General features: G+C 71.1%; 28 protein-coding genes. 11 read left to right on the top strand and 17 right to left on the bottom strand.

From position 1 onward, the window contains the following. Positions 1-39: 39 nt before the first annotated feature. Positions 40-1,257, bottom strand: coding sequence for an MFS transporter (locus MZC64_RS13585; RefSeq protein WP_247756818.1), 1,218 nt, complete (start codon positions 1,255-1,257; stop codon positions 40-42). Next, on the bottom strand, positions 1,254-1,832 hold the full coding sequence (locus tag MZC64_RS13580; protein ID WP_247756819.1) for a winged helix-turn-helix domain-containing protein: 579 nt from the start codon (positions 1,830-1,832) through the stop codon (positions 1,254-1,256). Before MZC64_RS13580 ends, MZC64_RS13585 begins: the two co-directional genes overlap by 4 nt. Positions 1,833-1,925: 93 nt before the next feature. Between MZC64_RS13580 and MZC64_RS13575 the strand changes: the two genes are divergently transcribed. Further along, entirely contained in the window at positions 1,926-2,840 is a 915-nt protein-coding gene (locus MZC64_RS13575) for an SDR family oxidoreductase (RefSeq protein ID WP_247756820.1), read from the top strand. On the opposite strand, the gene MZC64_RS13570 is transcribed toward MZC64_RS13575, so the two are convergent. Beyond that, positions 2,831-3,445 (bottom strand): TetR/AcrR family transcriptional regulator, encoded by a 615-nt coding sequence (locus tag MZC64_RS13570; protein WP_247756821.1) that lies wholly within the window; start codon positions 3,443-3,445, stop codon positions 2,831-2,833. The genes MZC64_RS13575 and MZC64_RS13570 overlap by 10 nt on opposite strands. Before the next feature lie 44 nt (positions 3,446-3,489). Between MZC64_RS13570 and MZC64_RS13565 the strand changes: the two genes are divergently transcribed. Next, entirely contained in the window at positions 3,490-3,897 is a 408-nt protein-coding gene (locus MZC64_RS13565; RefSeq protein ID WP_247756823.1) for a RidA family protein, read from the top strand. A gap of 1 nt (position 3,898) precedes the next feature. Here MZC64_RS13565 and MZC64_RS13560 read toward each other — a convergent pair whose 3' ends face one another. Beyond that, complete coding sequence (locus MZC64_RS13560) at positions 3,899-4,591, bottom strand: alpha/beta fold hydrolase (RefSeq protein WP_247756825.1); 693 nt, start codon at positions 4,589-4,591, stop codon at positions 3,899-3,901. A gap of 100 nt (positions 4,592-4,691) precedes the next feature. Here MZC64_RS13560 and MZC64_RS13555 point away from each other — a divergent pair, with 100 nt between their 5' ends. Further along, the gene (locus MZC64_RS13555) at positions 4,692-5,000 is read left to right on the top strand and encodes a YciI family protein (protein ID WP_247756826.1); all 309 of its coding nucleotides are present in this window, start codon (positions 4,692-4,694) and stop codon (positions 4,998-5,000) included. Between the two features lie 3 nt (positions 5,001-5,003). Then, positions 5,004-5,303: a YciI family protein gene (locus tag MZC64_RS13550; RefSeq protein WP_247756827.1), complete on the top strand. Its 300-nt coding sequence runs from the start codon at positions 5,004-5,006 to the stop codon at positions 5,301-5,303. Here MZC64_RS13550 and MZC64_RS13545 read toward each other — a convergent pair. After that, positions 5,291-6,160, bottom strand: a complete 870-nt coding sequence (locus MZC64_RS13545; RefSeq protein WP_247756828.1) for a winged helix-turn-helix transcriptional regulator — start codon at positions 6,158-6,160, stop codon at positions 5,291-5,293. The two genes, MZC64_RS13550 and MZC64_RS13545, sit on opposite strands and share 13 nt — an antisense overlap. 80 nt (positions 6,161-6,240) lie before the next feature. On the opposite strand from MZC64_RS13545, the gene MZC64_RS13540 reads away from it, so the two are divergent. The 3 genes from MZC64_RS13540 to MZC64_RS13530 all read left to right on the top strand — a co-directional run bounded on the left by MZC64_RS13540 (position 6,241) and on the right by MZC64_RS13530 (position 9,586). Then, positions 6,241-6,999 (top strand): class I SAM-dependent methyltransferase, encoded by a 759-nt coding sequence (locus MZC64_RS13540; protein WP_247756829.1) that lies wholly within the window; start codon positions 6,241-6,243, stop codon positions 6,997-6,999. A 140-nt stretch (positions 7,000-7,139) separates the two neighbouring features. After that, positions 7,140-8,381 carry a phenylacetate--CoA ligase family protein gene (locus MZC64_RS13535; protein ID WP_247756830.1) on the top strand — a complete coding sequence of 414 codons (1,242 nt, stop codon included), beginning with the start codon at positions 7,140-7,142 and terminating at the stop codon, positions 8,379-8,381. Further along, positions 8,381-9,586 carry an MFS transporter gene (locus tag MZC64_RS13530; RefSeq protein ID WP_247756831.1) on the top strand — a complete coding sequence of 402 codons (1,206 nt, stop codon included), beginning with the start codon at positions 8,381-8,383 and terminating at the stop codon, positions 9,584-9,586. Before MZC64_RS13535 ends, MZC64_RS13530 begins: the two co-directional genes overlap by 1 nt. Positions 9,587-9,591: 5 nt before the next feature. On the opposite strand, the gene MZC64_RS13525 is transcribed toward MZC64_RS13530, so the two are convergent. From MZC64_RS13525 to MZC64_RS13515, 3 genes are read right to left on the bottom strand one after another with little or no spacing between them, the layout of a single operon-like run. Then, positions 9,592-10,176, bottom strand: a complete 585-nt coding sequence (locus MZC64_RS13525) for a hypothetical protein (RefSeq protein WP_247756832.1) — start codon at positions 10,174-10,176, stop codon at positions 9,592-9,594. Then, positions 10,176-10,493, bottom strand: coding sequence for a hypothetical protein (locus MZC64_RS13520; protein WP_247756833.1), 318 nt, complete (start codon positions 10,491-10,493; stop codon positions 10,176-10,178). The genes MZC64_RS13525 and MZC64_RS13520 overlap by 1 nt, the downstream gene beginning before the upstream one ends. Further along, positions 10,493-10,864, bottom strand: a complete 372-nt coding sequence (locus MZC64_RS13515; RefSeq protein ID WP_247756835.1) for a helix-turn-helix domain-containing protein — start codon at positions 10,862-10,864, stop codon at positions 10,493-10,495. The genes MZC64_RS13520 and MZC64_RS13515 overlap by 1 nt, the downstream gene beginning before the upstream one ends. Positions 10,865-10,965: 101 nt before the next feature. On the opposite strand from MZC64_RS13515, the gene MZC64_RS13510 reads away from it, so the two are divergent. Next, on the top strand, positions 10,966-11,595 hold the full coding sequence (locus MZC64_RS13510; RefSeq protein WP_247756836.1) for an NAD(P)-dependent oxidoreductase: 630 nt from the start codon (positions 10,966-10,968) through the stop codon (positions 11,593-11,595). Between the two features lie 2 nt (positions 11,596-11,597). Here the strand turns inward: MZC64_RS13510 and MZC64_RS13505 are convergent, their stop codons facing one another. Beyond that, positions 11,598-12,686, bottom strand: a complete 1,089-nt coding sequence (locus MZC64_RS13505) for a hypothetical protein (RefSeq protein WP_247756838.1) — start codon at positions 12,684-12,686, stop codon at positions 11,598-11,600. Positions 12,687-12,819: 133 nt separating this feature from the next. Here MZC64_RS13505 and MZC64_RS13500 point away from each other — a divergent pair, with 133 nt between their 5' ends. Next, a complete protein-coding gene (locus MZC64_RS13500; RefSeq protein WP_247756840.1) occupies positions 12,820-13,287 on the top strand; it encodes a helix-turn-helix domain-containing protein in 468 nt (155 codons plus the stop codon). Here MZC64_RS13500 and MZC64_RS13495 read toward each other — a convergent pair whose 3' ends face one another. Beyond that, the gene (locus MZC64_RS13495) at positions 13,288-13,707 is read right to left on the bottom strand and encodes a hypothetical protein (RefSeq protein ID WP_247756841.1); all 420 of its coding nucleotides are present in this window, start codon (positions 13,705-13,707) and stop codon (positions 13,288-13,290) included. It lies immediately after the preceding gene. Positions 13,708-13,740: 33 nt separating this feature from the next. Between MZC64_RS13495 and MZC64_RS13490 the strand changes: the two genes are divergently transcribed. Further along, positions 13,741-14,115, top strand: coding sequence for a MerR family transcriptional regulator (locus MZC64_RS13490; protein WP_247756842.1), 375 nt, complete (start codon positions 13,741-13,743; stop codon positions 14,113-14,115). A 23-nt stretch (positions 14,116-14,138) separates the two neighbouring features. Here the strand turns inward: MZC64_RS13490 and MZC64_RS13485 are convergent, their stop codons facing one another. Together MZC64_RS13485 and MZC64_RS13480 are read right to left on the bottom strand one after the other, a co-directional pair. Further along, the gene (locus MZC64_RS13485; protein ID WP_247756843.1) at positions 14,139-15,299 is read right to left on the bottom strand and encodes a hypothetical protein; all 1,161 of its coding nucleotides are present in this window, start codon (positions 15,297-15,299) and stop codon (positions 14,139-14,141) included. An 81-nt stretch (positions 15,300-15,380) separates the two neighbouring features. Continuing rightward, positions 15,381-15,941, bottom strand: coding sequence for a TetR/AcrR family transcriptional regulator (locus MZC64_RS13480; RefSeq protein WP_247756844.1), 561 nt, complete (start codon positions 15,939-15,941; stop codon positions 15,381-15,383). A 96-nt stretch (positions 15,942-16,037) separates the two neighbouring features. Between MZC64_RS13480 and MZC64_RS13475 the strand changes: the two genes are divergently transcribed. Further along, positions 16,038-17,528, top strand: a complete 1,491-nt coding sequence (locus tag MZC64_RS13475; protein WP_247756845.1) for an FAD-dependent monooxygenase — start codon at positions 16,038-16,040, stop codon at positions 17,526-17,528. A gap of 51 nt (positions 17,529-17,579) precedes the next feature. On the opposite strand, the gene MZC64_RS13470 is transcribed toward MZC64_RS13475, so the two are convergent. The 5 genes from MZC64_RS13470 to MZC64_RS13450 all read right to left on the bottom strand — a co-directional run bounded on the left by MZC64_RS13470 (position 17,580) and on the right by MZC64_RS13450 (position 24,523). Then, complete coding sequence (locus tag MZC64_RS13470; protein ID WP_247756846.1) at positions 17,580-20,102, bottom strand: acyl-CoA reductase; 2,523 nt, start codon at positions 20,100-20,102, stop codon at positions 17,580-17,582. After that, positions 20,099-21,265, bottom strand: a complete 1,167-nt coding sequence (locus tag MZC64_RS13465) for a hypothetical protein (protein WP_247756847.1) — start codon at positions 21,263-21,265, stop codon at positions 20,099-20,101. The genes MZC64_RS13470 and MZC64_RS13465 overlap by 4 nt, the downstream gene beginning before the upstream one ends. After that, positions 21,262-22,386, bottom strand: coding sequence for a GNAT family N-acetyltransferase (locus MZC64_RS13460; RefSeq protein WP_247756848.1), 1,125 nt, complete (start codon positions 22,384-22,386; stop codon positions 21,262-21,264). The genes MZC64_RS13465 and MZC64_RS13460 overlap by 4 nt, the downstream gene beginning before the upstream one ends. Before the next feature lie 192 nt (positions 22,387-22,578). Beyond that, complete coding sequence (locus tag MZC64_RS13455) at positions 22,579-23,775, bottom strand: FAD-dependent monooxygenase (RefSeq protein WP_247756849.1); 1,197 nt, start codon at positions 23,773-23,775, stop codon at positions 22,579-22,581. A gap of 292 nt (positions 23,776-24,067) precedes the next feature. Further along, on the bottom strand, positions 24,068-24,523 hold the full coding sequence (locus tag MZC64_RS13450) for an N-acetyltransferase (RefSeq protein ID WP_247756850.1): 456 nt from the start codon (positions 24,521-24,523) through the stop codon (positions 24,068-24,070). Between the last annotated feature and the right edge of the window lie 25 nt (positions 24,524-24,548).

Raw genomic sequence — 24,548 nt, 5'->3', positions numbered from 1 at the left:
TGTCTCCCTGTTCAGTCACGCCCACCTACCGTGACCAGGTTATCCCTGCTGGATCGAGGCTCGCCGCAGGTCCGCCACAGCCAGGCACAAGATGGCCCCGATCAGCTCCAGTGCGGCGCAGAGCAGATAGGCGGGCAGCACCCCGAAGGCATCCACCGCCAGGCCGAACAAACCGATGGCCAGCGGCGCGATGCCCAGGCTGCACAGGGTGTGCACGCTGCTCACCCGGCCGCGGAAGGCATCCGGCGTGCGGGCCTGCATGAGGGTGCGCACCGCGATCCCGCACGGCGCGCCGCCCAGTCCGACCAGCACCGCCGCGAACACCGCCACCGGCAGACTCGGCCACACCGCCATCGCCACCATGGCCACCGCCTCGGCCAGCGCGGCCACCGCGACGATCAGCCCGAGCCGGGTGCGCAGGTGCACCCGCAGCAGCACCAGCGCGCCCAGCGCCGCGCCGCCGCCGAACCCGGCCACCAGCAACCCGATCCCGACCGACCCCCAGCCGCGGTACTCCGCCAGCACCGCGATGCCCAGGTTCATCGGCCCGACAAAGCCCAGGTTGATCACCAGCGCGGCCAGGATCACCGTGCGCAGCACCCGGTCCCCGCGCAGGAAGGCGAAACCCGAGCGCATCGCGGCGAACATCGGCTCACCGCTGGGCTGGACCTCCCGGCGCGGCCGGGCCGAGGCCACCGCGACCATGGAGAGCACGAAGGTCACCGCGTTGACCACACAGGCCAGCGGCAACCCGCCGACAGCCACCAGCACGCCGCCCAGTGGCGCGCCCAGCAGCAGCGCGGCCCTGGCCGCCACCTCGTTGAGCGCGGCGCCGGAGGAGAGCTGCCCGAGTTCCAGCAGCCGCGGTTGCAGCGAGCCGGCCGCGGGCAGGAACACCGCGTCGGCGATGCCGAAGGCCAGCGCGACCAGCACCAGCCACAGCACGCTGGGCGAGGTGAAGGCCAGTACCGCGGCCAGCACCATGACCACCGTGCGGGCCAGATCGCTACCGATCATCAACCGCCGCGCGTCGAAGCGATCGGCCAGCGCGCCGCCCAGCAGCATCAGCGCCAGCCTCGGCACCGAGGCGACGGTCATGATCAGACCGGCCACGCCGGGGGAGGCCAGCTGCACCGCGGAGTAGGACAGCGCCACATGCCAGACCTGATCACCCAGCAGCGAGGTGCCATGTCCGGCGAGGTAACGCAGGTAGGCGGGTTCGCGGTAGGCCGGGCGAACGGCGAGGGCGGTGCTCACGGGCGCTCCGGGAAGGCGTGCAGGAACAGGAACACGTGCTCGCGACCGTCCTCGGCCTCGGGCCCGGCCGGGAGGTCCTTGCGCGGTTCGCGCCACTTGGTGATCACCGCGTGCAGCTCGTCCTCCAGCTCGCGCAGTTCGGTGTCGGTCAGGCGCAGGTAGTTGTTGGAGACGAAGGCCGAGGTGTTCCACTGCCCTTCCCAGCCGTCCCGGGTCTGCTGGAAGGCACGCGAGCGCTCGAACTGGTTGGTCACCATCTGGGCCAGCGCCGCGGTGGCCACCGTGCGGGCCTCCGGGGTGGTGAAGTCGGTCCAGGCCCAGGACTGGTTCTCCCCGGTGGCCCGGTACCAGCGCTCGCGGCGGTCCCTGGCCAGCTCGGGCGCGGCCACGATGTAGCCCGCCTTGGCCAGCTCGCGCAGGTGGTAGCTGACCAGGCCGGGATCGGTGTCCACCCGCTTGGCCAGCGCGCTCACCGTGGCCGGGCCGGTCTGGGTCAGCAGCTGGTAGAGCTGCTGCCGCAGTGGCTGGGCCAGGCCCTTGAGCACCTCGGGATCGGTGATGCGACGGTTCCCCATGTTCCAGAAGATAAGTTCCAGAAGAAATCTTCCGCAACTGGTTTCGGCAATACCTGCCAGAACGTGTCAGTCTCTGCTGGCACGGTGACCGGCATGAGCAAGCCACTGAACGGCAAGATCGCCCTGGTCGCCGGCGCCACCCGCAACGCCGGTCGGGGCATCGCCATCGAACTGGGCGCGGCGGGCGCCACCGTCTACCTCACCGGCCGCACCGCGGGCGGGGCGAAGTCGCCGGAGAACCGCGCCGAGTCCCTGGAGGAGACCGCGGCGATGATCGAGGCCGAGGGCGGCACCGCGGTGATCGTGCCGGTGGACCACCTCGACCCGGCCCAGGTGCACGCCCTGATCCAGCGCATCGACGCCGAACAGGGCCGCCTCGATGTCCTGGTCAACGCGATCTTCGGCGGGAATTCCTTGCTGGAGTGGGAAAGGCCGATCTGGGAGCACAACCTCGACGGCGGACTGAAGATGCTGCGGCTGGCGGTGGACACCCACCTGATCACCGCGCACCACGCGCTGCCGCTGATGCTGCGCCACCCCGGCAGCCTGCTGATCGAGCTGACCGACGGCACCACCGCCTACAACCAGGACAACTACCGGGTCAGCACCTACTTCGACCTGACCAAGGCCAACTGCAACCGGATCGCCTTCACCCTGGGCCATGAGATGAAGGCCAAGGGCGGCACCGCGGTCGCGCTCACCCCGGGCTGGCTGCGCTCGGAGATGATGCTGGAGGCCTACGGGGTCACTGAGGCGAACTGGCGGGACGCCCTGGTCAAGGAACCGCATTTCGCGATCTCCGAGACCACCCGCTACGGCGGCCGGGCGGTGGCCGCGCTGGCCGGCGATCCCGAGGTGGCCCGGTTCAACCAGCAGTCCCTGGACGCGGGCAGCCTGGCCCAGGTCTACGGCTTCACCGACCTGGACGGCTCCCAGCCCGACGCCTGGCGCTACCTGGTCGAGGTGCAGGACCCGGGCAAGCCCGCCGACACCACCGGCTACCGCTGATCGAGGGTCCAGCCCCGCATAACGGATCGGGCGCACCGGCCCGGCTCATCGCCCATGCTGACGTAGAGCGCGGTCAGCATGGGCACGCCGCTGCCCAGGGTCTGGCGGGGGAGCGGGCCGTTGGCCACCAGGGAGACCAGGCCGTGCGCGATGGCCCAGCTCTGGGTGGCCAGTTCCAGCGGCACCACCTCGGCCCGGAACCGCTCGGCCACGCGGCCCCGGTCGGCGGCCTGGACCAGGTACTCCAGGGTCGCGTCGGCGGCCTTGAGGTCCTCCAGGTCAAAACTGGCGTCGAACATGACCCGGTACAGGTCGGGGTGATCCAGGGCGTTGCCGAGGTAGGCGGCCACCAGCGCGGTCAGGTCCGCGACCGGATCCTTGGACATGGTCAGGGTGGCGAAGCGGGCGGCCAGGTGGGTGAAACCCTCCTGCCGCAACGCTTTCCACAGTCCGTCCATGCCGCCGAAGTAGGTGTAGACGGCCATGGTGGACACACCGGTCCCGGCCACCAGCGTGCGCAGCGTGACCGGTTCGCGGGTGCGCAGCAGCTGCGCCGCCCGCTCCAGCAGCAGGGTGCGCACCGCTGGATCCTTCGTCCTGGCCATGGGCCCAGGATACATAGCATTGCAATGTTATGTATTGTCGCGGCATGGCTATCACCCTGGTTAACCCCGCCGGACTGCCCAAGGTCGACCTCTACCGGCAGGTCGCCGTGGCCACCGGCTCCAGAATGGTCTTCATCGCCGGCCAGGTCGCCCGCGACGCCGAGGGCCGCAAGATCGGCGAAGGCGACCTGGCCGCCCAGGTCGAGCAGTGCTACCTCAACCTCGGCATCGCCCTGGCCGAGGTCGGCGCCACCTTCGACGACGTGGCGAAAGTGACCGTGTACTTCGTCGGCTGGAACCCGGACCTGATCGCGCACTACGTCGAAGGCGCCGAGCGGGCCGCGGCGAAGCTGGGCATCACCGCGTTGCCGCCGCTGACCGGGATCGGCGTGGCCGCACTGGCCGAGCCGGATCTGCTGGTGGAGATCGAGGCGACCGCGGTGCTGGACTGAGTTACCCGGCCAGGAACCCGGAAACCACTGAGGTGAACGGGTCGGGGGCGTCCAGCCACGGCCAGTGCCCGCAGCCGGGGAGTACGGCGAGGACCCCGGCCGGGTGCAGGTCGGCGACCAGCTTGGCCGGGGTCAGTCCGGCGATGCCGTCCTCGGCCCCGGCCACCGCGAGCACCGGATGCGGCAGCGCCTTGGCCTGGTGCTCGACGTAGAACGCGCCCCGCAGCCAGCCCGGCGGACTGCCGTTCTCCGCCGGTTCCTGGGTGCGCACCCCTCTGGCCTGGATCCGGGCCACCTCTTCGGCGTCCGGCTCGCGCGACCCGCGACCGGCTGGGGCGACGAGCACCAGCCGCCGGACCCGCCGGGGTTCGGCGGCGGCGTAGGCCTGGGCGGTCAGGGTGCCCGCGGAGTGCGCCAGCAGGTCGATCTGGCGCATCCCGAGGTGGGCGCGTAACGCCTCGATGTCCTTGACCTGGGCGGGAAACGCGCAGCTGGCCTGGTCCTGGGGGATCTCGGAGTCCCCGCCCGCCCTGGCGTCCAGCCGGATGAGCGTGTGGTGCTCGGCCAGTCCACCGAGGTCACCCAGGCTGGTGGCGTCCGCGCCGGGTCCGCCGGAGAGGCAGATCAGCGGCGGGCCTGCGCCGAGTGTGGTGTAGGACAGCCGAAGTCCGTCATAGCTCTCGAAATGCGGCATCCCGCCCAGGTTGCCACAACTCGCCGCTGCGCCGGTGTCGATTCCGCGAGCCCGTGCCCGTCGGGTGGGGGAGAGTCGGAATCGGCCGAAGGAGGAGTGGGTGAAGTACCTGCTGATGATCTGCGCGGAGACACCCGCGGACACACCGGAGTTCGCGGCCTGGCTGCGCGAACTCGACGCGCGGGGCGCGAGCCGGACCGGACTGCCACTGGCCGCGCCGGCGGAGGCGGTGACGGTGCGGGTTCGCGGTGCCGAGCGCCAGCTTGTGGACGGCCAGTTCGGCGAGATCAACCCGTTGTCCGTGGAGATCATCGACTGCGCTGACCTGGACACCGCGGTGGCCATCGCCGCCGCGCATCCGGCCGCGGGCCGGGGTCCGATCGAAGTTCGCGCGTACTGGGAGGACTGAGTAATGAAGTACCTGATGTTCGTGCGCGTGGACGACGCACTGGTCGGCACGGTCGAGGACAACGCGGAGGACTGGGTGGACACCACCCCGCAACGCCTGGACGGAGACCGGCTCCGGCCGACCGCGGAAGCGAGAACTGTGCGCTCGCGGGCCCTGGTCAGCGACGGACCGTTCGCCGAGACCAAGGAGTGGATCGCCGGATTCGACCTCCTGGACTGCGCGAGCCTGGACGAGGCGATCGCGATCGCCGCCCGGCATCCGGTGGCCCGCTTCGGTGCGATCGAGCTTCGTCAGGTCGGCTGAAGCTGATCGACCAGCGCCAGGGCGTCCTGCACCGAGCCCGCCGCGTCCGGGATCGGGTAGAGCACCGAACGCACGATCCGCTGCCGGTCCACCACCAGGGTCAGCCGCTTGAGCCGGTCCACCCCGCCGGCCCGGAAAGTGGGTAGCCGCAACGCGGTGACCAGCGCCAGTTCGGCATCGGAGAACAGTGGGAAGGGCAGGGACTCGGCGGCGGTGAAGGCGGCCAGTTCGTCCGGGCGCTGGGTGGAGACCCCGTGCACGGTGGCCCCGCGCGCGGCGAACTCGGTGTGCCGGTCGCGGTAGGCGCATGCCTCCAGGGTGCAGCCGGGGGCGCCGGGGATCTGGTCCCAGCCCGGCGGGTGGGTGCCGCCCGCGCCGGGGAAGAAGTAGACAACAGTGCTGGTGGAGTCGGCGATCGGGTCCCGGCGGGTGCTGTCCGCGGCGGGCAGCAGCAGGTCCGGGACCCGGGCGCCGACCAGGTCACGCACCCGGCGGGCTTCGGCCGAGTCCGGTGCGCTGGTGGCGGAGAGGGTGCCGTCGCCGAGCAGCCAGGTCGCGCCCCAGTCCTGCAGGGCCACCAGCACCGGCAGCAGTGCGCGGCCCCGGTCAGTCAGCCGGTACTCGTAGCGCGGCGGGTGCTCGTGGTAGCGCTCGCGCCGCAGCACGCCATGATCCAGGAGCCAGCGCAGCCGTTCGGCCAGCACCTTGCGGGACATGCCCAGTTCGGTGCACAACGCCTCGAAGCGGTGCACGCCGCGGGCCACATCGCGCACCACCAGCAGCGTCCACCAGTCGCCGACCACATCCAGGGCCTGCGCGATGGCGCAGTCGGCGTCGGAGAGGTCCGTGCGGCGCACCCAGTCCTCCTTGACTCGCGCTTCCCTTGCCCAGCATAGTGCGTTCCCAGAAGGAACTCACTACATCCTGGGGGCAGGACATGCGTACAAAACCGGCTGGCGACTTCGACTACGAGACCCACGGCTCCGGCTACGCCCAGCACCGCCGCACCGACCCGCGTATCGCCGAACTGGTGCACGCCGCCCTCGGCGAGGCCCGCACGGTGGTCAACGTCGGCGCGGGCGCGGGCTCCTACGAACCGCTGGACCGGCACGTGATCGCGATCGAACCCGCCGCCGCCATGCGGGCCCAGCGGCCGTCACACCTGGTTCCGGCGATCAACGGCATCGCCGAGGAACTGCCCCTGGACGACGGCAGCGTGGACGCGGCCATGGCCACCATCACCGTGCACCAGTGGTCCGACGCCGAGCGCGGCCTGCGCGAGCTGCGGCGGGTCAGCCGCGGCCGGGTGGTGATCCTGACCATCGACGGTCCGGCCCTGGCCCAGGGCTGGTTCGCCGAGTACGCGCCGGAGGTGGTCAGCGTCGAACGCGGCCGCTACCTGCCCGTGGAGCGGATGGCCGAGATCCTCGGCGGCGCCACCGTCACCCCGGTCCCGGTGGCACTGGACTGCGTGGACGGGTTCACCGACGCCTACTACGGCCGCCCGGAACGCTTCCTCGACCCCGCGGTGCGCCGCGCCCAGTCCGGCTGGGGCTTTGTCGGACCCGAGGCCGAGGCGCGGATCGTCGCCACCCTGGCCGCGGACCTGGAGTCGGGGGAGTGGGACCGGCGATTCGGCCACCTGCGCACCCAACCGGAGTACGCCAGCGCGCTGCGGCTGGTCGTGGCGGAGTAACTAGGCCAGCCGGGGGTATCCGAGGTCACCGGGTGTCGGTGCGCACATCCGTTGCGCGAGCTGGGAAAACGCCAAACGGCGGACGCTAGCCTCAGGTGTTTTGTCCTGACCTGGCTGGAGGTTTCGCACAGGTGGCTGGCTTGTCTGTTTCCGCACTCGTCGACCTGGTCCGCGAGCGCTCCCCCTACTACCGGGAACTCTACGCGGAGCTGCCACCCGCGCCGGACCTGACCGACCTGCCGATCGTGGACCACGCCGGGTACTGGGCGGCGAACACCTTGCGGGACAACCGGTTGCACACCGGCGAGCACGTCGGCGGTCTGGTGTTCAAGACCGGCGGCACCACCAGCGCGCCGCGGGTGTCGGTCTACACCCGCGCGGAGTGGCGGGAGATGAGCGAGACCTTCTCCACCGGTCTCGTCGGCGCGGGACTGGTCGACGGGGACCGGGTGGCGAACCTGTTCTACGCCGGGGAGCTGTACTCCAGCTTCATCTTCACCCTCAACACCCTGCAGGACGCGCCGGTGGACACCGTGCAGCTGCCCATCGCCGGCTCGGCTCCGCTGGAGTTCGTGGCCAAGACCCTGGAAGAGTTCGGCGCGACCGTGCTGGCCGCGCCGCCCACCTCGCTGTGCCAGCTGGCCCAGCACGTGGTGGACACCGTGGGTTCGCTGCCGCTGGTGCGGATCGTGCTGTTCAGCGGCGAGGCTTTCTACGGCGACCAGCGGGCGCTGATCAACGCCGCTTTCCCCGGCGCGCAGGTCCGCTCGATCGGCTACGCCAGCGTGGACGGCGGCATCCTGGGCGGGCCGGTCGAGGGTGAGCAGGACGCGCGGATCCACCGGGTCTTCCCTGGGCGGATCATGGAGATCCTGGACATCGACTCCGGCGAGCCGATCCAGGAGGCGGGCCGGCCAGGGCGGGTGGTGGTGACCGACCTGGTGCGCACCCTGCAGCCGGTGGTGCGGTACCCGGTGGGCGATCTGGCCGAGTGGACCGATTTCGAGTCGCGGACCTTCCGGCTGCTCGGGCGTTCCGACGAGGGCGCGCGGGTCGGACCGGTGACCGTCTACCTGGACGATCTGCGTTCCATTGTGGAGGGTGCGGCGGCCGGGCAGTCCATCACCGGCATCCAGGTGGTGTTGCGGCGCAAGGACGCCAAGGACCAGCTCGTGCTCCGGCTTGGCGGCACGGTCACCGGACAGGAGGAGCTGGCCAAGGCGATCGCGGTGTCCCTGGACGAGCTGCGGCCGATGTTCGCCGACCACGTCGAGCGCGGCCTGATCCAGCCCCTAGCGGTGGAATGGGCGGGCCCGGACGGGCTCAAGATCAACCCGCGGACCGGCAAGCTGGTCCGGCTGCTCGATGAGCGCGGCGCCTGATGTTATTGCGCAACAAGAACTTCGCCCTGGTCTGGGTGGGCCAGGTGCTCTCCCAAGGCGGCACCCGGGTCTACCAGATCGCGCTGCTGTGGTGGCTGCTGGGCAGCCTGCCCGCCGACACCCGAGGGCTGGCCTCCGGGGCGTTCCTGGTGCTGGGCGCGCTGCCGCCGCTGCTGCTGGTCCGCCAGATCGGCCGCCGCCTGGACCGCCGCCCCAGCCGCACGGTGATGCTGCGCGCGGAACTCATCGCCTGCGCGGTGGTCACCGTGCTGGCGATCCTGGCCACCCAGGACGCGGTCGCGCCGTGGATGGTCTACCCGGTGGCGCTGGTGCTGGCCACCTGCCAGGCGTTCTTCGACCCCTGCCTGCTCAAGGCACTGCCGGAACTGGTGGCGGGCAAGGACATCGAACGCGCGGTCGGCTTCGGCGCGGCCACCCAGTCGGTGGCCAACTTCGCCGGCGCGGCCTTCGGCGCGGTGCTGCTGGCCACGGTCGGCTTCACCGGCGCGATCTGGCTCAACGCGGCCAGCTACGCCATCGCCGCGCTGTGCCTGACCGCGGCCAAGTTCACCCCGGTCCCGGCCCCGCCCGCACGCCCGGCGGACGCACCCGCGGCCGACGGTGGCACCTGGCACTTCCTGGGTTCGATGCCCGGGGTGCGGCCGCTACTGGTGTGCTTCGCCGCCGCCAACTTCTTCTCCGCGCCGACCCTGCTGGTGCTGCCGCTCTACACCAAACTCGTGCTGGCACAGGGCGCGGGCACCCTGGCGATCCTGGAAGCCGCGCTGTGGCTGGGTTTGCTGCTGGGCGCCTTCCTCGCGGCGAGCATCCCCACCGGTAGCCGCACCACCCGCTTCGGCGCGGTCTGCATCGCCCTGTTCGGGCTGTGCCTGGCGGTGCCGGGGCTGCTGGTGGACCAGTGGCTCTACGCGATCGCACTCGCGGCCAGCGGCTGGTTCCTCGGCGTCTCCAACGTCAAGTTCACCGCGCTGTTCCAGCAGGTGGTGCCGAATGAGGTCAAGGGCAGGTTCTTCGCCGCGCTGCAGGCCGCGATCAGCGCCACCTTCCCGATCGCCTTCCTGGCCTTCGGCGCGTTCGGCGACGCGGTCAGCCCGCAGCTGCTGACCCTGGCCCAGGCCGGTGGACTGCTGGTGCTCGCGGTCGCGCTGGCCCAGCTGCGCGAGCCGAAACCGGTGATGGCGTAACGGATTCAGCCGCCCTCGGCGACCAGTGCTTCAAGGTCCGTGCGGGCGTAGTGGCCATGTTTCTGGAGTAGGCCCCGCCGCTGCGCGAACTCCAGGAACTGGTCCTGCCGCTGCCAGCCCAGCGCCGTGGCCGCGTCCGCGATCGAGAGGCCAGCCACGATCCACGCGATGCGCTCGGCCACCACCGCGGCCAGTGCTGCGGCCTGCTCGGCGGCCACGCGGTCCAGCTGCGCCGGTGCGAACAGGTCGTGCGAGCGGTCGTTGCTGGTGTATCTCGCGGCGACGGTGAGCAGGCCCTGCTCGGCCAGCGCGGCCACGTCGGCCGGGGTGACGTCCAGGCCGCTGAGTACGGCCAGCCTGCCCGCCGCGCGTTGCCCGCCGATCGGGTACTCGGCGCCCACCGCCGCGCGGATGCGGTCGGCCTCGCCGGTGAGCGCGGCGGCCGTGGTGGCGGACCAGCGCGGGTCCAGGTCCGGTGCGGGGATCAGGCCGAACTCGCGGCCCACCGCGACCTGCCAGGCCCGTAGGCCAAGGTGTTCAGCCAGCTCGGCCTGGTTGTAGCCGGGCGGTGTCGTCTCGCTTGTACCCATCAGCAGTGCTCGGTGATCAGCACCAGCCGGGCGCCGGTGGCACTGCGCCACATGCTCACGCCGTAGCTCAGCTCGTGCTGGACGGTCGCCTCGCCGTCCACCCGGCCCGCCACCCGCTCGGCCCAGAACCCCGGCCGCGCGGCCGGATCCAGCCAGGTCAGCTCGGGATCGGCCGATTCCACCGCGACCAGTGTCGAGCCGCGCAGCACGAACCGCCGCGCGTCCCGCTCGGGCAGCCAGCGTGGCTTGCTCCGGAACCACTCCCGGCCCTGGTGATCAATCCAGCTCTCCCGGGCAGACCGCCACAGCTCGGTCATCAGCCGATCCGCGCTTCGTGTTCGGCGCGGGCCGCGAGGACTTCCGGCAGGTGCTCATCGGCCCAGGTGCAACAGGTCTCCAGCAACCCGAGCAGCGAGCGGCCCAGCCCGGTCAGCTCGTACTCCACCCGCGGCGGGATCTCCGGGTAGTGCGTGCGGGTCAGCATGCCGTCGCGTTCCATCGCGCGCAGCGTCTCGGTGAGCACCTTCGGGGTCACCCTGGCCATCGGCACCCGCAGTTCGGTGAACCGGCGCGGCCCGTCCTCCAGACAGCGGATGACCATCGCGGTCCACTTGTCACCGATCCGGAACGGCAGCGCGCTGGTGGGGCAGGCCGGGTCGAACAGGTCCGGACGCAGTGGCTTGGTCACTTCCGAAACGGTAGCCAAGTACCTTTGAAGTAACAAGTATGTCGTGGATAGCGTCCAGGTCAGCGCCGTGATCAGCACGGTCCTGACGAACTGGGGAACCCATGAGCAAGATCATCGTTTTCGGCGCCGGTGGCCGGGTCGGCCGGCTGGTGGTGGCCGAGGCGCTGGCCCGCGGTCACCAGGTGACCTCGGTGGTCCGCGATCCGGCCCGGCACCCCGACCTGCCCGGCCAGGTGGTCACCGGAGACGTCACCGACGCCGCCTCGGTGGCCGCGCTGGTCCCCGGCCACGACGTCGCGGTCAGCACGGTCTACGACCTCAGCGCCGACCCGGCCGCCTTCTACACCGCCGCCGCCCAGGCCCTGGCCGCGGTGCCCGGGGTGCGGGTGCTGGTGCTGGGCATCGCGGTGCTGCTGGAGTCCGCGCCGGGGGTGCGGCTGATGGACGTGCCGGAGTTCCCGGCGGAGTTCAAGCCGTTCTGCCTGGGGCACCTGGCCGGGACGGAGGTGCTGGCCAAGACCGACGGCCTTGATTGGCTGGTGCTGAGCCCGATCGGGGAGTTCGACTTCGAGGCCGGGCGCACGGGGCATCGCACTGACGGCGGGCTGGTCGCGCCGGGCTGGCCGCGGACCGAGGGCGCGTTGTCCGCGCTGGACTTCGCCGCCGCGGTGGTCGAGGAGATCGAGACACCCCGCCACCGCGGTCAGCAGGTCGCGGTGCACCCGGTCTGAGATCAGGTCAGGGCGCGGGTGAAGAACTTGATCACCTCGTCCACGGCCCGGCCACGCTGCCGCTGCTCGTCGAGCTGCTTGACCACGGCGCCGGACTGGGGTTCCCGGCACTGGCCCTCGGGCAGCGGCGGGTTCTCCTCCCGGCCGGGCGCGTCGTCATAGGCGTGCTGCTGACCGCTGCCCGGCGACCACTGGGTGTTGAAGAAGTTGTGGTTGCCGCCGGTGTAGGTGCTGACCGCGGCCGGATACCGGGTGCCGGCGGCCAGCGCGTCGCGGACGTAACCGCGGCCGGCCTCGCCCACCGCGCCGTCGCAGGTGCTCACCAGCACCCGGACCGGCGCGGTAGTCACCAGTCCGTCGCTGATATCGCCCTCCACCAGGGGGAAGTACACCGGTGCGACCGGCAGCACCGCGCGGATCCGGACGCCGGCCGGGACCTTGGCCCGTTCCCGGTCGGCGGCCTGCCACATGATGCCCTTGCCGCCCCGGGAGTGGCCCAGGGTGCCGACCCTGGTGAGGTCGGCCCGGCCGCGGAAGTCGACCTCGCGGGCGGCGCCGGTGTCCGGATCGGTGAACCGCCCGGCCAGTTCGCCGTCCCCGGTGGCGGCCAGCCGCTGCCACATCGCCAGGTGCTTGTTGATCAGGTCCGCGCGGGCCTGGTACGGCTGCATCGGCTGGGCCGGGCCGCTGCCGCCGGGCCGGTTCCACTGGCCCTCGATCGCGTTGGCCGCGATGGAGATCGCGATGATCCCGCGTTCGGCCAGCGCCCGGCCGAGGTAGTCGTAACCGCGGTGGCTGGGCATCGGCGCGGAGCTGGCGCAGGGCCAGGCCGCGTCGTCGGCGCAGGAGTGCCAGGAGCCGTGCAGCATCAACACCACCGGCGCGGGCCGGGAACTGCGCCGCACCGGGTAGTGCACCACCGCGGTCAGCTCCAGGGGCTCGGGCATGGCCGGGGTGCGGAAAGCCGCCCGCCCCAGGTCGTAGGCCACCACGCCCACGCCCTGGCCTTCCGCCTCGGCCTGGGCGAGCACCGGACTCAGCGTCAGCAGGAGTGCGGCGACGGTGGACACGGCGGGTTTGCGCAGGGGCACAGCGGATCCCTTCGGCGGTGGAGTGGCCGTCACCGACGGTAGGGGTGAGTTGTCAGGAAGTTGTGAACCGGTTGTCAGCCGGTAGTGGCCCCGACCTCAGTTCGGATTCACAACTCAAGGGTAGGCTGAGGGCATGTCCGAAGTCGCCGAGGTCAGCACCGACAACTGCTCAGTGGCGCGCACGCTCGCCGTGGTCGGGGAGAAGTGGTCACTGCTGGTGCTGCGTGAGGCGTTCTTCGGCACCACCCGCTTCGAGGAGTTCCAGCGCCGGATCGGCTGCGCCCGCAACCTGCTCACCCAGCGCCTGGCCACCCTGGTCGAACACGGCATCCTGCACCGCGACAGCTACCGGGAACCCGGCCAGCGCGCCCGCCCCGAGTACCACCTCACCGGCAAGGGCCGCGAGCTGTACCCGGTGCTGGTGGCGTTGATGCAGTGGGGCGATCAGCACGTGGCCGACCCGGCCGGGCCGTCGGTGCTGCTGACCCACCACGACTGCGGCCAGCCGGTGCACGCGGTGCTGACCTGCGGCGCCGGTCACGACCAGCTGACCAGGACCGACCTGGACATCACCCCCGGCCCCGGGGCACACACCGCCTGATCAGGCGCGGCTGAAACTCATGTCCAGCCAGTGCGTCCACTCCCCGCGCACCAGGCGTTCCCACCGCGCGGCCATCACCGATTCGGCGATCCGCAGCGTGGCCCTGGTGTCCGGACCGAGGAAGGTCCACACGCCCTCGGCGTCCACCCGCGCGATCATCTCCGCGAGCACCCCGCGGTTGTCGAAGGCCCGCATCGGGTAGCCGCCGGTGGCCGGATCGTAGGGGCCGATCATTTCCAGGACCTCGACGTGCTCACCGCCGAACCGCACATCCACCCGGTGCACCAGGAAATGCTCGCCGGCGAACCAGGTGTACTCGTCAGTGCCGATGATCCGCACCGGCGGGCTGTCCAGGGTCTCCCCACTGGAGCGCCACAGGCCGAGCAGTGCGTTGAGGGGGGCGTTCTCCGCGGTGGGCATCGGGCCGGCTCCTCATCGGTAAGGTGGGCTGACGTGCGGATCGGAGAGTTGTCGGAGCGTACGGGCACCCCCCGGCGGTTGCTGCGCTACTACGAGGAGCAGGGCCTCATCCTGGCCGAGCGCTGCCAGAACGGCTACCGCTCCTACGACGAGACCTACGTGGACCGGGTCCTACAGATCCGCGGCCTCCTCGACGCCGGGCTGCCCACCCGGCTGATCAAGCAGATCCTGCCCTGCCTGAACAAACCCCGCACCATCCACTTCCCGGACGCCACCCCGGAGATGATCACCACCCTGGAACGTGAGCGGGACCGGATGTCGGGGCGGATCGAGGCGCTGGTGCGCAACCGGGACGCCATCGCGGAGTACCTGGACGCGGTCCGGGACGGGAATCCGCCTGACGCCTAGCGTCCCCGTCCCGGCCGCGGTGGTCAGCGCTTCGGTTCGTCCAGGTTCAGGCCAGGCAGGTCGGCCGCGGTGATCCTGGCCAGCAGCCCCGGATAGTCGTGCCGCCCCTTGGCCTCCTCGATCAGCCGCTCCCGTTCGGCGCCCTCGGGCGTGCCGACGAGCTTGGCCGCGGCGTCGGCCGGCGCGTTCCCCTCGGCGATCAAGCCACGCCAGGACTCGCCGGTCGACTGCTCCAGCAGCCTGCCGATCGCCGCGCCCACGGCGTAACTGCGGTTGCCAGCCAGGTGGAAGAACAACCCCCGCCGGTCCTCCGGGGTGCGGTCCTCGTGCACGACGGTCTGCCCGCCGAGTTCGACGTAGCGGTCCTCGGCGAACCGGGCCGTGCCCTCCCACTGGTCCTGCTGCCGCTCCAGGTCCACCACCGCGGGTACCTGGGCGTAGCGGGTGGCGCGGATGGCCAGGAAGGTGCGCAGCCGCTCGCGCGCCGGGCCGGGCGCGGCCAGCACCCGGTCCTCCAGCAGCGCCAGGGCGTGCACCGCCGCGGGACCCCTCGGGAAGTCCCTCGGGTTCGGCTGGCCCGGCACCGCGGGGCGGAAGGTGGACTGGAAGTGGTGGAAGGCCTCGTGCACATCGATCCGGGACAGCAGCCAGGTGCCCGGGTCGAACGAGGCCCCCGTCCCGTAGTTGAAGTGCACCACGGCGGCGTCGTCGACCTCGTAGAAGGGGAGATCGCGCAACTTGTCCAACGCGGGCCCGTCCGAGATCCGGTGCACCGCGGGCAGTCCCAGCTCCCGGGGGAGATCCACCGGCGTCGCGGCGCCCAGCTTCGCCGGATCCGGGTGACCGATCGCGTAGGCATACCGCGGCCGCGTCCCGGGCCCGGCGCCCTCGGGCAGGGCCCCGACCACGCGGGCCATCCGGTCGGGGCGGAACGACGGGGACCAGACCCCCGCCGCATGCCCGTCGAAGGTGGTGGAGACGTGCGCGAACTGGGTGAACAGCTGCCGATCGGACTGCGGCAGCGCCCGCCAGCCCGGTGAGTCGAACACCAGCGGTTGGACCGCGGGGATCGAGGCCGCCGAGGCCGGTGCCGCACCGGTCAGGGTCGCGACCGCGCTGCCGGCCAGCAACCAGGACGTGGCCAGCCGGGTTCGGCCGCGGGCAGTTCGAGACAGAATCGCCATGCGCCCCACCCTGGCCGAGCCGGCGTGCGCACCCCTCGTACTTTCAGCCAGCACTGCCGGCGTTACTCGTTCTTTCGGCGGTCAGCGCAGCAGCGGCAGGAAGATCGTGTCGACGATCTCCGCCAGCACCCGGTCGGGCACCGAGGTGAAGGTCACCAGGATCTCGTGCCGCAGCAGGTCGAACGGCAGGTTCTTGACGCGGTCGCTGAGGTTCTTGCCGGTGATCTCGCCGCGGCTGATCGCGCGCTCGAAGAGCAGGGTGAGGTCGGTGTCCTCGCCGGTGTCGAGCAGGTCGCCGGGGCTGGCGCCGGTCTGCTGGTGGTACCCGGCCAGGTGCGCGCTCATCACGATGATCAGCTGGACCCGGGTGGCGTTGATCTCCCGCAGGAGCGCGAGGACATCGCCGCGCAGGCTGCCGGTGTCGGGCAGGGCGAGCCGGGACCGGGCCAGGACATGGCTGATGGTCGCCCGGACGAGGGCCTCGCGGTCGGACCAGCGGCGGTAGAGCACCGGCGGGCTGGTGCCCGCGCGCTGGACCACGCCGTCCATGGTGAATCTGGCGTAACCGTTGGCCGTGAGTTCCGCCCAGGCCGCGTCCAGCAGCGCCTGCTCCAGTGCCGCCCCGCGGCGTCGCTCGGCCACCCGCACCCCTCCACTAGATAGACTTGCCTATCTTAACTCAGTGTCCTACCGTGAGGTGCGATAAGATACATCGATCTATCTTAAAGAGGTTGCCGGATGTCGACGTCGCTGGACTACGACGTGCTGGTGGCGGGCGGCGGGCCGGTCGGCCTGATGCTCGCCACCGAACTGCGGTTGGCCGGGGTGCGAGTGCTCGTCGTCGAACGGCTGAGCGAACTCGACACCACGAACAAGGCTGGGGCGATCAACACCGCCGCCGTGGAGGCATTCGAGCGGCGTGGACTGCTCCCGGCACTGATGGCCGCGGCCGAGCAGTCGCCGTTCCTGGACAAGGGAAAGCGGTCGCCGTTCGTCGGGCACTTCGGCGGGATCCTGGTCCCGGCCGCGCCCATCGACCTGGACGATCCCAGCCTGCGCGGGCGCGGTCCGGACTGGTACCTGCACATCCAGCAGATCGAGGTGGAGCGCTTCCTCGGTCAGCACGCGACGGAGCTGGGGGTGGAAGTCCGGCGCGGGGTCGAGGTGAGCGGGTTCGACGCCGATGCGGACGGGGTCACCGTGCACCTGGACAGTGGCGAGGTCCGGGTGGCCTGGCTGGTCGGCTGCGATGGCGGCCGCAGCCTGGTGCGCCGGCAGGCGGGCTTCGACTTCCCCGGCGCCGAACCGACGATGACCGCCCGCCAGGCCGCGGGCACCGTGGTGGGAGCGGAACTGCTGGGGAGCGGCTGGCAGCACACGCCGACCGGCATGTACGTCTACGGGCCGAAACCGGGCTGGATGCGCACCTTCGAGCTGGACGGGCTCCCGGCCGACCGCACCGCACCCGTCACCGCGGCCGAGATGGAGGCCAGTCTGCGGCGGGTCAGCGGCCGCGACGTCCGGGTCACCGACCTCGCCCCCGGCGGCACCCGCTTCACCGACCACACGCGGCAGACCAGCACCTACCGGCGCGGCCGGGTGCTGCTCTGCGGGGACGCCGCGCATGTGCACCCGCCGTTCAGCGGCCAGGGCCTCAACCTTGGCCTGGGCGACGCGGTCAACCTGGGCTGGAAGCTCGCCGCCACCATCCGCGGGTGGGCGCCCGAGGGCCTGCTCGACACCTACACCAGCGAACGGCACCCGATCGGCGCCTGGGTGCTGGAGTGGACCCGGTCCCAGGTGGCGGTGATGCGCGGCGACGCCTACAGCACCGCCCTGCGCGGCCTGGTCACCGACTTCCTCGGCACCCGGGACGGGGCAACCTACTACGCACGGCGGGTCTCCGGTCTGTGGCAGCACTACGAGCTGGGCGAGGGCCATCCGCTGACCGGCGCGATGATGCCCGCCCTCCAACTCGACGACGGCACCTGGCTCGCCGAGCACACCCACAGCGGCCGGTCCCTGCTCGTCGACCTCACCGAGGACGAGGACCTCGCGGCGCTGGCCAAGCCCTACACCGACCGCCTGGACCTGGTGCGGGGCAAGGCAGACGGCGCCGGGCTGAGCGGACTGTTCGTGCGTCCCGACGGTTTCGTGGCCTGGGCCGCGGACACCGGCGATCTCGACGGTCTGGCGGTCGCCCTCAAGCGCTGGCTGGGCACTGTCTAAAAAGGAGGAAGGGCGGACCGGGCTCGGGGTTCCGGCCCGCCCTTCGCGCGCTCAGCTGTTGCGAGCGCGCCGGTCGACCACCGCGACCAGCTTGCCGCTGGCCCCGGTCCGGTCGAAGGTGGTCGGATCGGTCAGCTGCACGTGCAGGTCCACCAGGTTGTCCCGGACCGCGGTGACGGTCAGCTCCGGGTAGCGGGCCAGGAACTCCGCCTGCACCGCGTTCGGGTCCAGGTTGGCCCGGCCCCGCTCCAGGCGGATGGTCAGGCTCTCCCGCTCGTCCTGCTCGTCCAGCACGATCTGCAGATCACCGGCGTAGGCGAAGGCCTCATCGGCCACCGCGACGAACCGCCGGTAGTTGAGGAAGTGCCCGCCACTGCGGAAAACATCCCCGGAACGGCCCAGCAACTCGAACCGCGGCGTCCGCCGACCGCACGGGCAGTCCTCGGCCAGCCAGCGGCCCAGATCGCCGATCTCGTAGCGGTCCAGGCGCTGGCCGCGGCGGGTGTGCGCGGTGAAGACCAGGCGGCCGGTCTCGCCGGGGCCGACCGGGCGATCCTCTTCCCGGTCCAGGATCTCCAGGGTCTGGATGCCGGCGAAGAGGTGGTGCACCCGAGCGGGGGAGTCCGGGCACTGGTAGCCCAGCGGGCCGCCGTCCACACTGCCGTAGGCGGCGCTGCGGATGAGTTCGACGCCGAACTCCTCGGTCAGCCACTGCCGCTGGGCCTCGCTGAAGTGCTCGCCGCCGTAGAAGATCTTGCGCACACCCCGGTAGTTGCGCAGGGTGTCGCCGGACTCGTCGAAGAGGCGCAGCAGGTAGCTGGGCATGCCGAGCAGGGTGTCCACCCGATTGTCCACAATGGACTTGGCCACCAGGTCGTGCAGGTTCTGCTGGCCGGCCATCGGGAACTGCACCGCGCCCAGGCGTTCCAGCGCGGAGAAGAAGCTGAGGAACCCGCCGTAGAGCTGGCCGCCGAAGAACAGGTTCATCGTGCGGTCGGTACGCGGGTCCAGCCCGGCGGCGAGGAGGCCCTCGGCGCCGTGCCGCATGTGCTCGTCGTAGTCGGCCCAGCTGAACGCGGACAGCTTGGGCTCGCCGGTGGTGCCGCCGCTGCGGAAGAACACCTCGGCCCGGCTCAGGTCGGTCTGCAACTCATCGAAGCGCGCCTTGGTGGTCACCGGCACGGCGGGCGGCGGCAGCGGGCGGGAGGAGACCAGATCGTCCAGGCAGGCGTGCCCGGTGAACCGCGCGTCCAGCTGCACGTCGACCCGGCGGCTGTAGCGCTGCAACGCGTAGACGCCGTCGTGCGGTTCGCCGTCGTAGCTGCCCAGCATCCGGCCGGGCATGGTGATCCGCTGCACGCCCGCGCCGATCAGCGCGCGGGTCAGCGCGGCCACCTCGTCGCGGTCCGCGCCAAGGCCCACGGTCTGCAGGTAGCGGCGCATCGGCCGCAGCACCTGGCCGATGTTCTTGCGGGACAATGATTTCACCCACACCGTGCGGAACAGCGGGGAAGCCCGCAGCGCGGAGCGGGTGTCGGCGAGCACCCGCCAGGACCCGTCCGCGGCGGCGTGCACCTTGGTCAGCCCGAGGTGCTCTTCCAGCTCGGTGACCAGCACGGTGTTGGTGATCTCTGCCCATTCCGGGTCACTGGGCGCGCGGACCTCGGTGGCGGCCACGGTCTCGGCCAGCACCGCGGCGAAGCGCTCGGCGAAGGCGAAGACCTCCGCCTCGTCCTCGGTGTCGAGGTAGATCACCTGCGGGCTGGAGCAGGCCTGCTGGTCAAGCAGGCACACGTCTCCGGCCACCGCGCGCAGGGTGTCCGGCTCGGCCCAGGTGGCGGTGGTGAGGTAGGCGAAGGACAGCTTCGGGCCCCAGTCGACCAGGCGGCAGCCGGGTCGCAGCACCGAGGCCACCCCGGCGAGGGCTTCCTCGCCGCCCCAGGCGGCAACCGCGTCAGCCGGTGCGCACATCCGCTCCAGCCAGTCCTTGCGGCTGGAGGAGTAGTGCAGCACGATCACCCGGCGGGCGATCTGCCCGGTCGGATCGGCCTCGGCCAGCGCGGCCAGGAGTTCGGCGGTGAACCGGGAGTCGTCCCCACTGGTCTTGATCACGTTGAGGTTGCCCGAGAGCAGCCCTTCCAGACCGCTCATCGCGCCGGCGGCGGGGGCGTTGCCGGGGGCGATGTGCGCGAGCAGCCCGACCGGCGCCCACGCCTCGAAGATCTCCTGCCGGAAGTCGACCCGGGTCAGCCGGCCCGGGTCGATGCCGCCGAGTTCGCGGACGACCTTGCGCTCCAAGGTTTCCCGGCTCAGCGCGCCGGTGAGCTGGGCCAGGGTCGCCTCGATCTCGGCCGCGGGCACGTGCCACGCCGCCAGCCGGTCGGCCAGGCGTTGCCGCACCGGGCTGTTCGCGTCACGGAGCTGGCTGACCAGCTTGTCCGCGGCGGCCAGCACCAGCAGCGGGCTCAGCGGTTCGCCGCCGAGCACCTGCTGGGTCAGCTCCTCCAGGGTGTCCAGCCTGCGGTCGGCCTCGGCGTCGGTGACCCACTCGCCCTGCCAGTAGTGCTGGTTCACGACTTGTCCTTCAGGAGTTCGGCGGCGGCGATGGCGCAGCTCTTGTTCCGGCTCAACCCGGCGCGGCCCAGGATCCGGATCCACGGGGTCGGGGCGCCACAGCCGCATTCGGCAGGGGTGTGCAGCGAGGCGAGATCGCCCATCAGCACGCTCTGCGCGGGTGCGGAGGTGATGAACGGGGAGACGAACTGGAGGTAACCGGGTTCGCCGTAGCCCAGCGGGGACAGGTCGCGGACCGAGCGGATCAGCACCCGGGACCAGACCGGCACGTGCATGTTGTGGCGGGCGCATTCCATATACGGCACCGAATGCTCCACCGAGCCGAAGCCGTCCCGGATCCGCTCGTCCGGGATGCCCAGCTGCTCGGCGATCTTGCCGTACAGCTCGGGCTTGCTGATCTGCTTGTCCGCGTTGCCCTTCCAGCCGCCGCCGAAGACCACCAGCGAGGCCGGGTCCAGCCGGATCGGCTTCATGCCCATGGTGCGCATCCGGTCCAGGGTGAAGGACAGGAACGCCGGGAAGCCCAGAATCCTTACCGGCACACCGTCTTCGGCCGAGCGCAGCAGGGAGCGGATCGCGCCGAAGGCGTCGAACTCGTGCCCGGTGCCGGTGCTGGGCAGGGCGTGCTCGACCCGGTTGACCGGGGCGAACTCGCACAGGTAGTTGTCGGTGAAGGAGGCGCCCAGGTTCAGGCCCGGCCGGGGCTGGTAGGTGTAGATCAGGTAGTCCACCGCGCGGCTGTCGTCGATCCAGCCGTAGTGGTCGAAGATCCGCGCCACCATCCGCTGCCCGGCGCGCAGGGTCCACTCGTCGAAGAACATCTGCGACTTCTGACCCGTGGTGCCGGAGGAGGTCACGTGCAGCTTGACCTCATCGCGCGGGATGGAGACGACCTCGTGCATCTTGAAGAAGTTGGCGTGCACGAACGGCTGCCGCGCCAAGTCCACAATGGACTCCAGCACAGCGCGGCCCTTGCTCTGCCACAGCGAGTCGAAGAACGGCGAGCGCTCGGCGTGCCAGGCGTTGGACTCGTTCATCGCCGCCACGAACAACTCGTCCGCGTCGGCGCCTGCCGCGTACGGCGCGGCCAGGTCGCACAGCCGCTGCACCGCGTCCAGCGCGGCCGGGTCGGGGACCGTGACCGGTCCGAGGTAGGAACTCACCGGAACACCCCGCGTGTGTTGAGATACATCTGTTTCCAGGCTTCGATGTACTGCTCGGTGAACGGCTGGAAGGCCGCGTCGATGGCCAGGCCCCGGAAGTCCAGGGGCTGCATGGTGCGCGCCATGACCACGTAGTCGCGGAACAGCTCACCGTCGCGGCGCATCGCCGGGTAGGCGGCCGCGGGCAGGAAGCCGTGCGCGAGCAGCTGGCCCAGTTCGTCGAAGGCGTGCAGTGGCACCAGGGTCTCGATGTAGAAGGCGCCGTAGTCGTTGAGCTGCTCGATGAGCAGGTCCAGGTGCCGGGCCACCGCCATCGCGTCCGGGTTGGCCCCGATCAGCGTGCAGTAGCCGTCGTTGCCGGACAGGTGCGCGAACACCTCGTAGGAGCCGTCGGCCGCGGCCAGCAGCACGTTCGGGGTGTGGAAGGGGTAGAAGCGCCGGTCGGCGTTGGTGAGCTGCTCGTTGTAGCGGCGCAGCACGAACCGGGGTGCGCTGATCAGCTCGACCTCCGGCGCACTCTCCCCGCGCCGCACCGGCACCTCCGCATCGGGCACCAGCTCGGGCCGGACGGGCAGGCCCACGACCTTGTCCACCGCGTCCAGCAGCGGGCCGAGACTGGCCGGGACCCGCTCCACCGGGTGCCGCTGTTCGAGCACGCCCTCTTGGTGCCGGGCCAGCAGCACCATGGTTTCGTGCCGGGCGGCCTTGCGCAGGTTCGGGAAGATGCCCAGTGCCTTGAACCCGCTGCGCAGGCAGACCCGTTGCGGGGCGGTGGAGGTGGTGCGCGCGGTGCCGTAGACGGAGTCCGCGCGCCCGTCGGAGAGGATCAGCTCCGCGAGGGAGCTGACCGCCTGCTGGGCCAGGCCGCCACCGCGGTGCTCGGGGTGCACCACCAGGCCCTGCATCTTGCCGAGCCGGTCGGCGGGTTCGACGTTGCCGACGATGGAGGCGACCAGGTCGCCGTTGTCCCTGGCCACCAGCCAGCTCGTCCGGTCGGAGGTGATCTCGGCGGCCATCACCTGCGGATCGGTGCCCAGCGGCAGCGCGTAGGCGCGGCCGTAGACCTTGCGGTAGAGCCGGAGTAACTCGTCGATGTCCTCGACGCTCGCCCGCTCGAACACCGGCCCCAAGGCAGTTCTCCGTTCTCGTTCCCCAGATGTTTCGCAGAATTCGGCCGGGACCGCGCAGTCGACCGGAGCCATCGGAAGACTAGCTGCCCAGCAGGCTTGACCATGATTTGATAAAGCCCTGACCTGCGAAGATGTCCTGATGGGGCGATCAGGCTCACATGCGGATACGACCGGATGTCGCAATTAGTGAGAGGTCTTCGAACCAGGGCAACACGGATAGGCCGGAAGTTGCAGACCGGAGGCGGCCTTGGTGGTGAGTTTGTTGAAGAATCCGCTCAACCGCGGCGAGGCCAGTGCCTTGTACATCAGGTTGCGCCGCCGGATGCCGAAGGCGGTGCGCGGGGCCAGGAACGCCCCGGCGTTGTCCGAGGTCTTCTGACACCCAGTCGCGTACTCCCGGATGATCCGCTCGTAGGCCCGGAACGCCACCCGGTGATCACCGCCGGCGGCCCGGAGTTCTCCGGCGAGCACGTGCGCGCACACCACGGCCAGCCCGGTGCCCAGCCCGCCGCAGGTCGCCCCGTACCCGGCATCGCCGAGCAGCACGATCCGCCCCTGGGAGAGCCGGTCGAGGTGGATCTGGCTGATCGAGTCGAAGTAGAAGTCCGGCGCCGCCCACATGGCATCGATGATCTTGGGCACCTGCCAGCCCATCCCGGCGTAGGCCCGCTCGACGATCTTCATCTGCTGCCGCGGGTCCCGCCGGTCGTACTCCAGGGGGTCGCTGGCGAAGACCAGCAGCGCGCCTGCCTCGACGCCGCCGAGCGCGACACCGCGGCCGGGTTCGTTGTAGAGGCGGTTGTGTTTGTCCGGGCCGGGGTGGCCGGGCATGGAGAAGCCGCACACGTAGTAGCCGAGGTGGCGCAGGAACCGCTCCTCCGCGCCGAAGGCCAGGCGGCGGACGTTGGAGTGCAGCCCGTCCGCGCCGACGACCAGGTCGAAGGTGCGCGGCGCACCGCGTTCGAAGGTCACCTCGACGCCGTCGGGGGTCTCGGTGAGCGAGGTGATCGAGTCGCCGAAGACGTACTCCACGTCGTCCTTGGTGCGGTCGTGGATGATCCGGCTCAGGTCGCCGCGCAGGATCTCCACCTCGCCCGCGGTGAGGTAGGCGGGCAGCCTGGCCTGCTGCCGCCCGTCCCGGTCCACCACGATCATCTCGCCCGCGTCGGTCTGGTTGGCCCGGACCTCCGCCAGGATGTCCATCCGGCGCAACACCTCCAGGTGCACCGGGCCGCGGAAGTCCACCGCGAACCCGCCGGGACGCAGCACGGGCGCGCGTTCGACGACGGTGGGGTTGAAGCCATAGCGGCGCAGCCAGAAGGCCAGGGCGGGTCCGGCGATGCTGGCGCCGGAGATCAGGACGTTGCGGTTGCTGGTCATGGCGGCAGCCTGGCCGGGCCCGCTGACCAACCACGCACCATCGACTGACGGTGCTGGTCAGCGCCCACGCGCAGGGCCATCCAGGTGAGTTCGGGGCCAGGAAGAAATGCCCGGCCGCTCCGGCGCGAAGCACTGCGGGGATGGCCTCGTGCCTAGGGGAGGCGCGATGGATCTCAAGCTGGCGGCCACACTGGCGGCGATCGCCGCTCCGGTGGCCACCGGAGGGGACGGCCGGGGGCGCGCGTGGGTCCCTCGGTCGCCTTCCTGCTGCCCAAACCGGGCCAGTATCCGTTCAGACCGTGATGACCTGCCGGTAGACGTTGACCCGGTAGGCCAAGGTCATGCCCAGGGACTCGTACAGCCGGTAGACGCCGGTCGGGTTGGTGGTGTCCACGCCCAGCCCGACCTTGCTCCGGCCCTCGGCCGTGTACCCGGCGAAGGCGGCGCGCAGCAGAGCCGAGGCCAGGCCGCGGCCGCGGTGTCCGGGCAGCGGGTGGGCGGTCTCGGCGAAGGTGGCGCACACCAGTTCGTGGCAGGCACGCAGTTCCTCGGTCCGCAGCGGCCGGATGGTGTAGCCCGGCACGGGGTCGGGTGGTTGCTCGGTCCCGGTCAGCGCCGCGGTCACCTCGGACTCGTCGAAGTCGGGGAATCCCACCGCGGCGACATCACTGGCGTGCACCAGGGCGAGGATCTCCGGAACCTCGGCGAGCGTCGGCCGTTGCAGGGAGTAGCCGTCGGGAAGGCGCATCGGGCCAGTGAAGTCCGGGCCCGGC

The sequence above is a fragment of the Crossiella sp. S99.2 genome, assembly GCF_023094165.1.
Taxonomy (GTDB): Bacteria; Actinomycetota; Actinomycetes; order Mycobacteriales; family Pseudonocardiaceae; genus Crossiella.
Note: the sequence above shows the minus strand (reverse complement) of the source record. Positions and strands in the feature narration are given on the sequence as shown.

Coding starts and splice junctions, on each gene's coding strand:
- MZC64_RS13540 (WP_247756829.1), top strand. CDS start 6,241: ATGCGTACAAAACCGGCTGGCGACTTCGACTACGAGACCCACGGCTCC.
- MZC64_RS13520 (WP_247756833.1), bottom strand. CDS start 10,493: ATGACCGAGCTGTGGCGGTCTGCCCGGGAGAGCTGGATTGATCACCAG.
- MZC64_RS13550 (WP_247756827.1), top strand. CDS start 5,004: ATGAAGTACCTGATGTTCGTGCGCGTGGACGACGCACTGGTCGGCACG.
- MZC64_RS13570 (WP_247756821.1), bottom strand. CDS start 3,445: ATGGCCAGGACGAAGGATCCAGCGGTGCGCACCCTGCTGCTGGAGCGG.
- MZC64_RS13495 (WP_247756841.1), bottom strand. CDS start 13,707: ATGCCCACCGCGGAGAACGCCCCCCTCAACGCACTGCTCGGCCTGTGG.
- MZC64_RS13530 (WP_247756831.1), top strand. CDS start 8,381: ATGTTATTGCGCAACAAGAACTTCGCCCTGGTCTGGGTGGGCCAGGTG.
- MZC64_RS13500 (WP_247756840.1), top strand. CDS start 12,820: ATGTCCGAAGTCGCCGAGGTCAGCACCGACAACTGCTCAGTGGCGCGC.
- MZC64_RS13450 (WP_247756850.1), bottom strand. CDS start 24,523: ATGCGCCTTCCCGACGGCTACTCCCTGCAACGGCCGACGCTCGCCGAG.
- MZC64_RS13525 (WP_247756832.1), bottom strand. CDS start 10,176: ATGGGTACAAGCGAGACGACACCGCCCGGCTACAACCAGGCCGAGCTG.
- MZC64_RS13560 (WP_247756825.1), bottom strand. CDS start 4,591: ATGCCGCATTTCGAGAGCTATGACGGACTTCGGCTGTCCTACACCACA.
- MZC64_RS13510 (WP_247756836.1), top strand. CDS start 10,966: ATGAGCAAGATCATCGTTTTCGGCGCCGGTGGCCGGGTCGGCCGGCTG.
- MZC64_RS13580 (WP_247756819.1), bottom strand. CDS start 1,832: ATGGGGAACCGTCGCATCACCGATCCCGAGGTGCTCAAGGGCCTGGCC.
- MZC64_RS13565 (WP_247756823.1), top strand. CDS start 3,490: ATGGCTATCACCCTGGTTAACCCCGCCGGACTGCCCAAGGTCGACCTC.
- MZC64_RS13575 (WP_247756820.1), top strand. CDS start 1,926: ATGAGCAAGCCACTGAACGGCAAGATCGCCCTGGTCGCCGGCGCCACC.
- MZC64_RS13475 (WP_247756845.1), top strand. CDS start 16,038: ATGTCGACGTCGCTGGACTACGACGTGCTGGTGGCGGGCGGCGGGCCG.
- MZC64_RS13455 (WP_247756849.1), bottom strand. CDS start 23,775: ATGACCAGCAACCGCAACGTCCTGATCTCCGGCGCCAGCATCGCCGGA.
- MZC64_RS13485 (WP_247756843.1), bottom strand. CDS start 15,299: ATGGCGATTCTGTCTCGAACTGCCCGCGGCCGAACCCGGCTGGCCACG.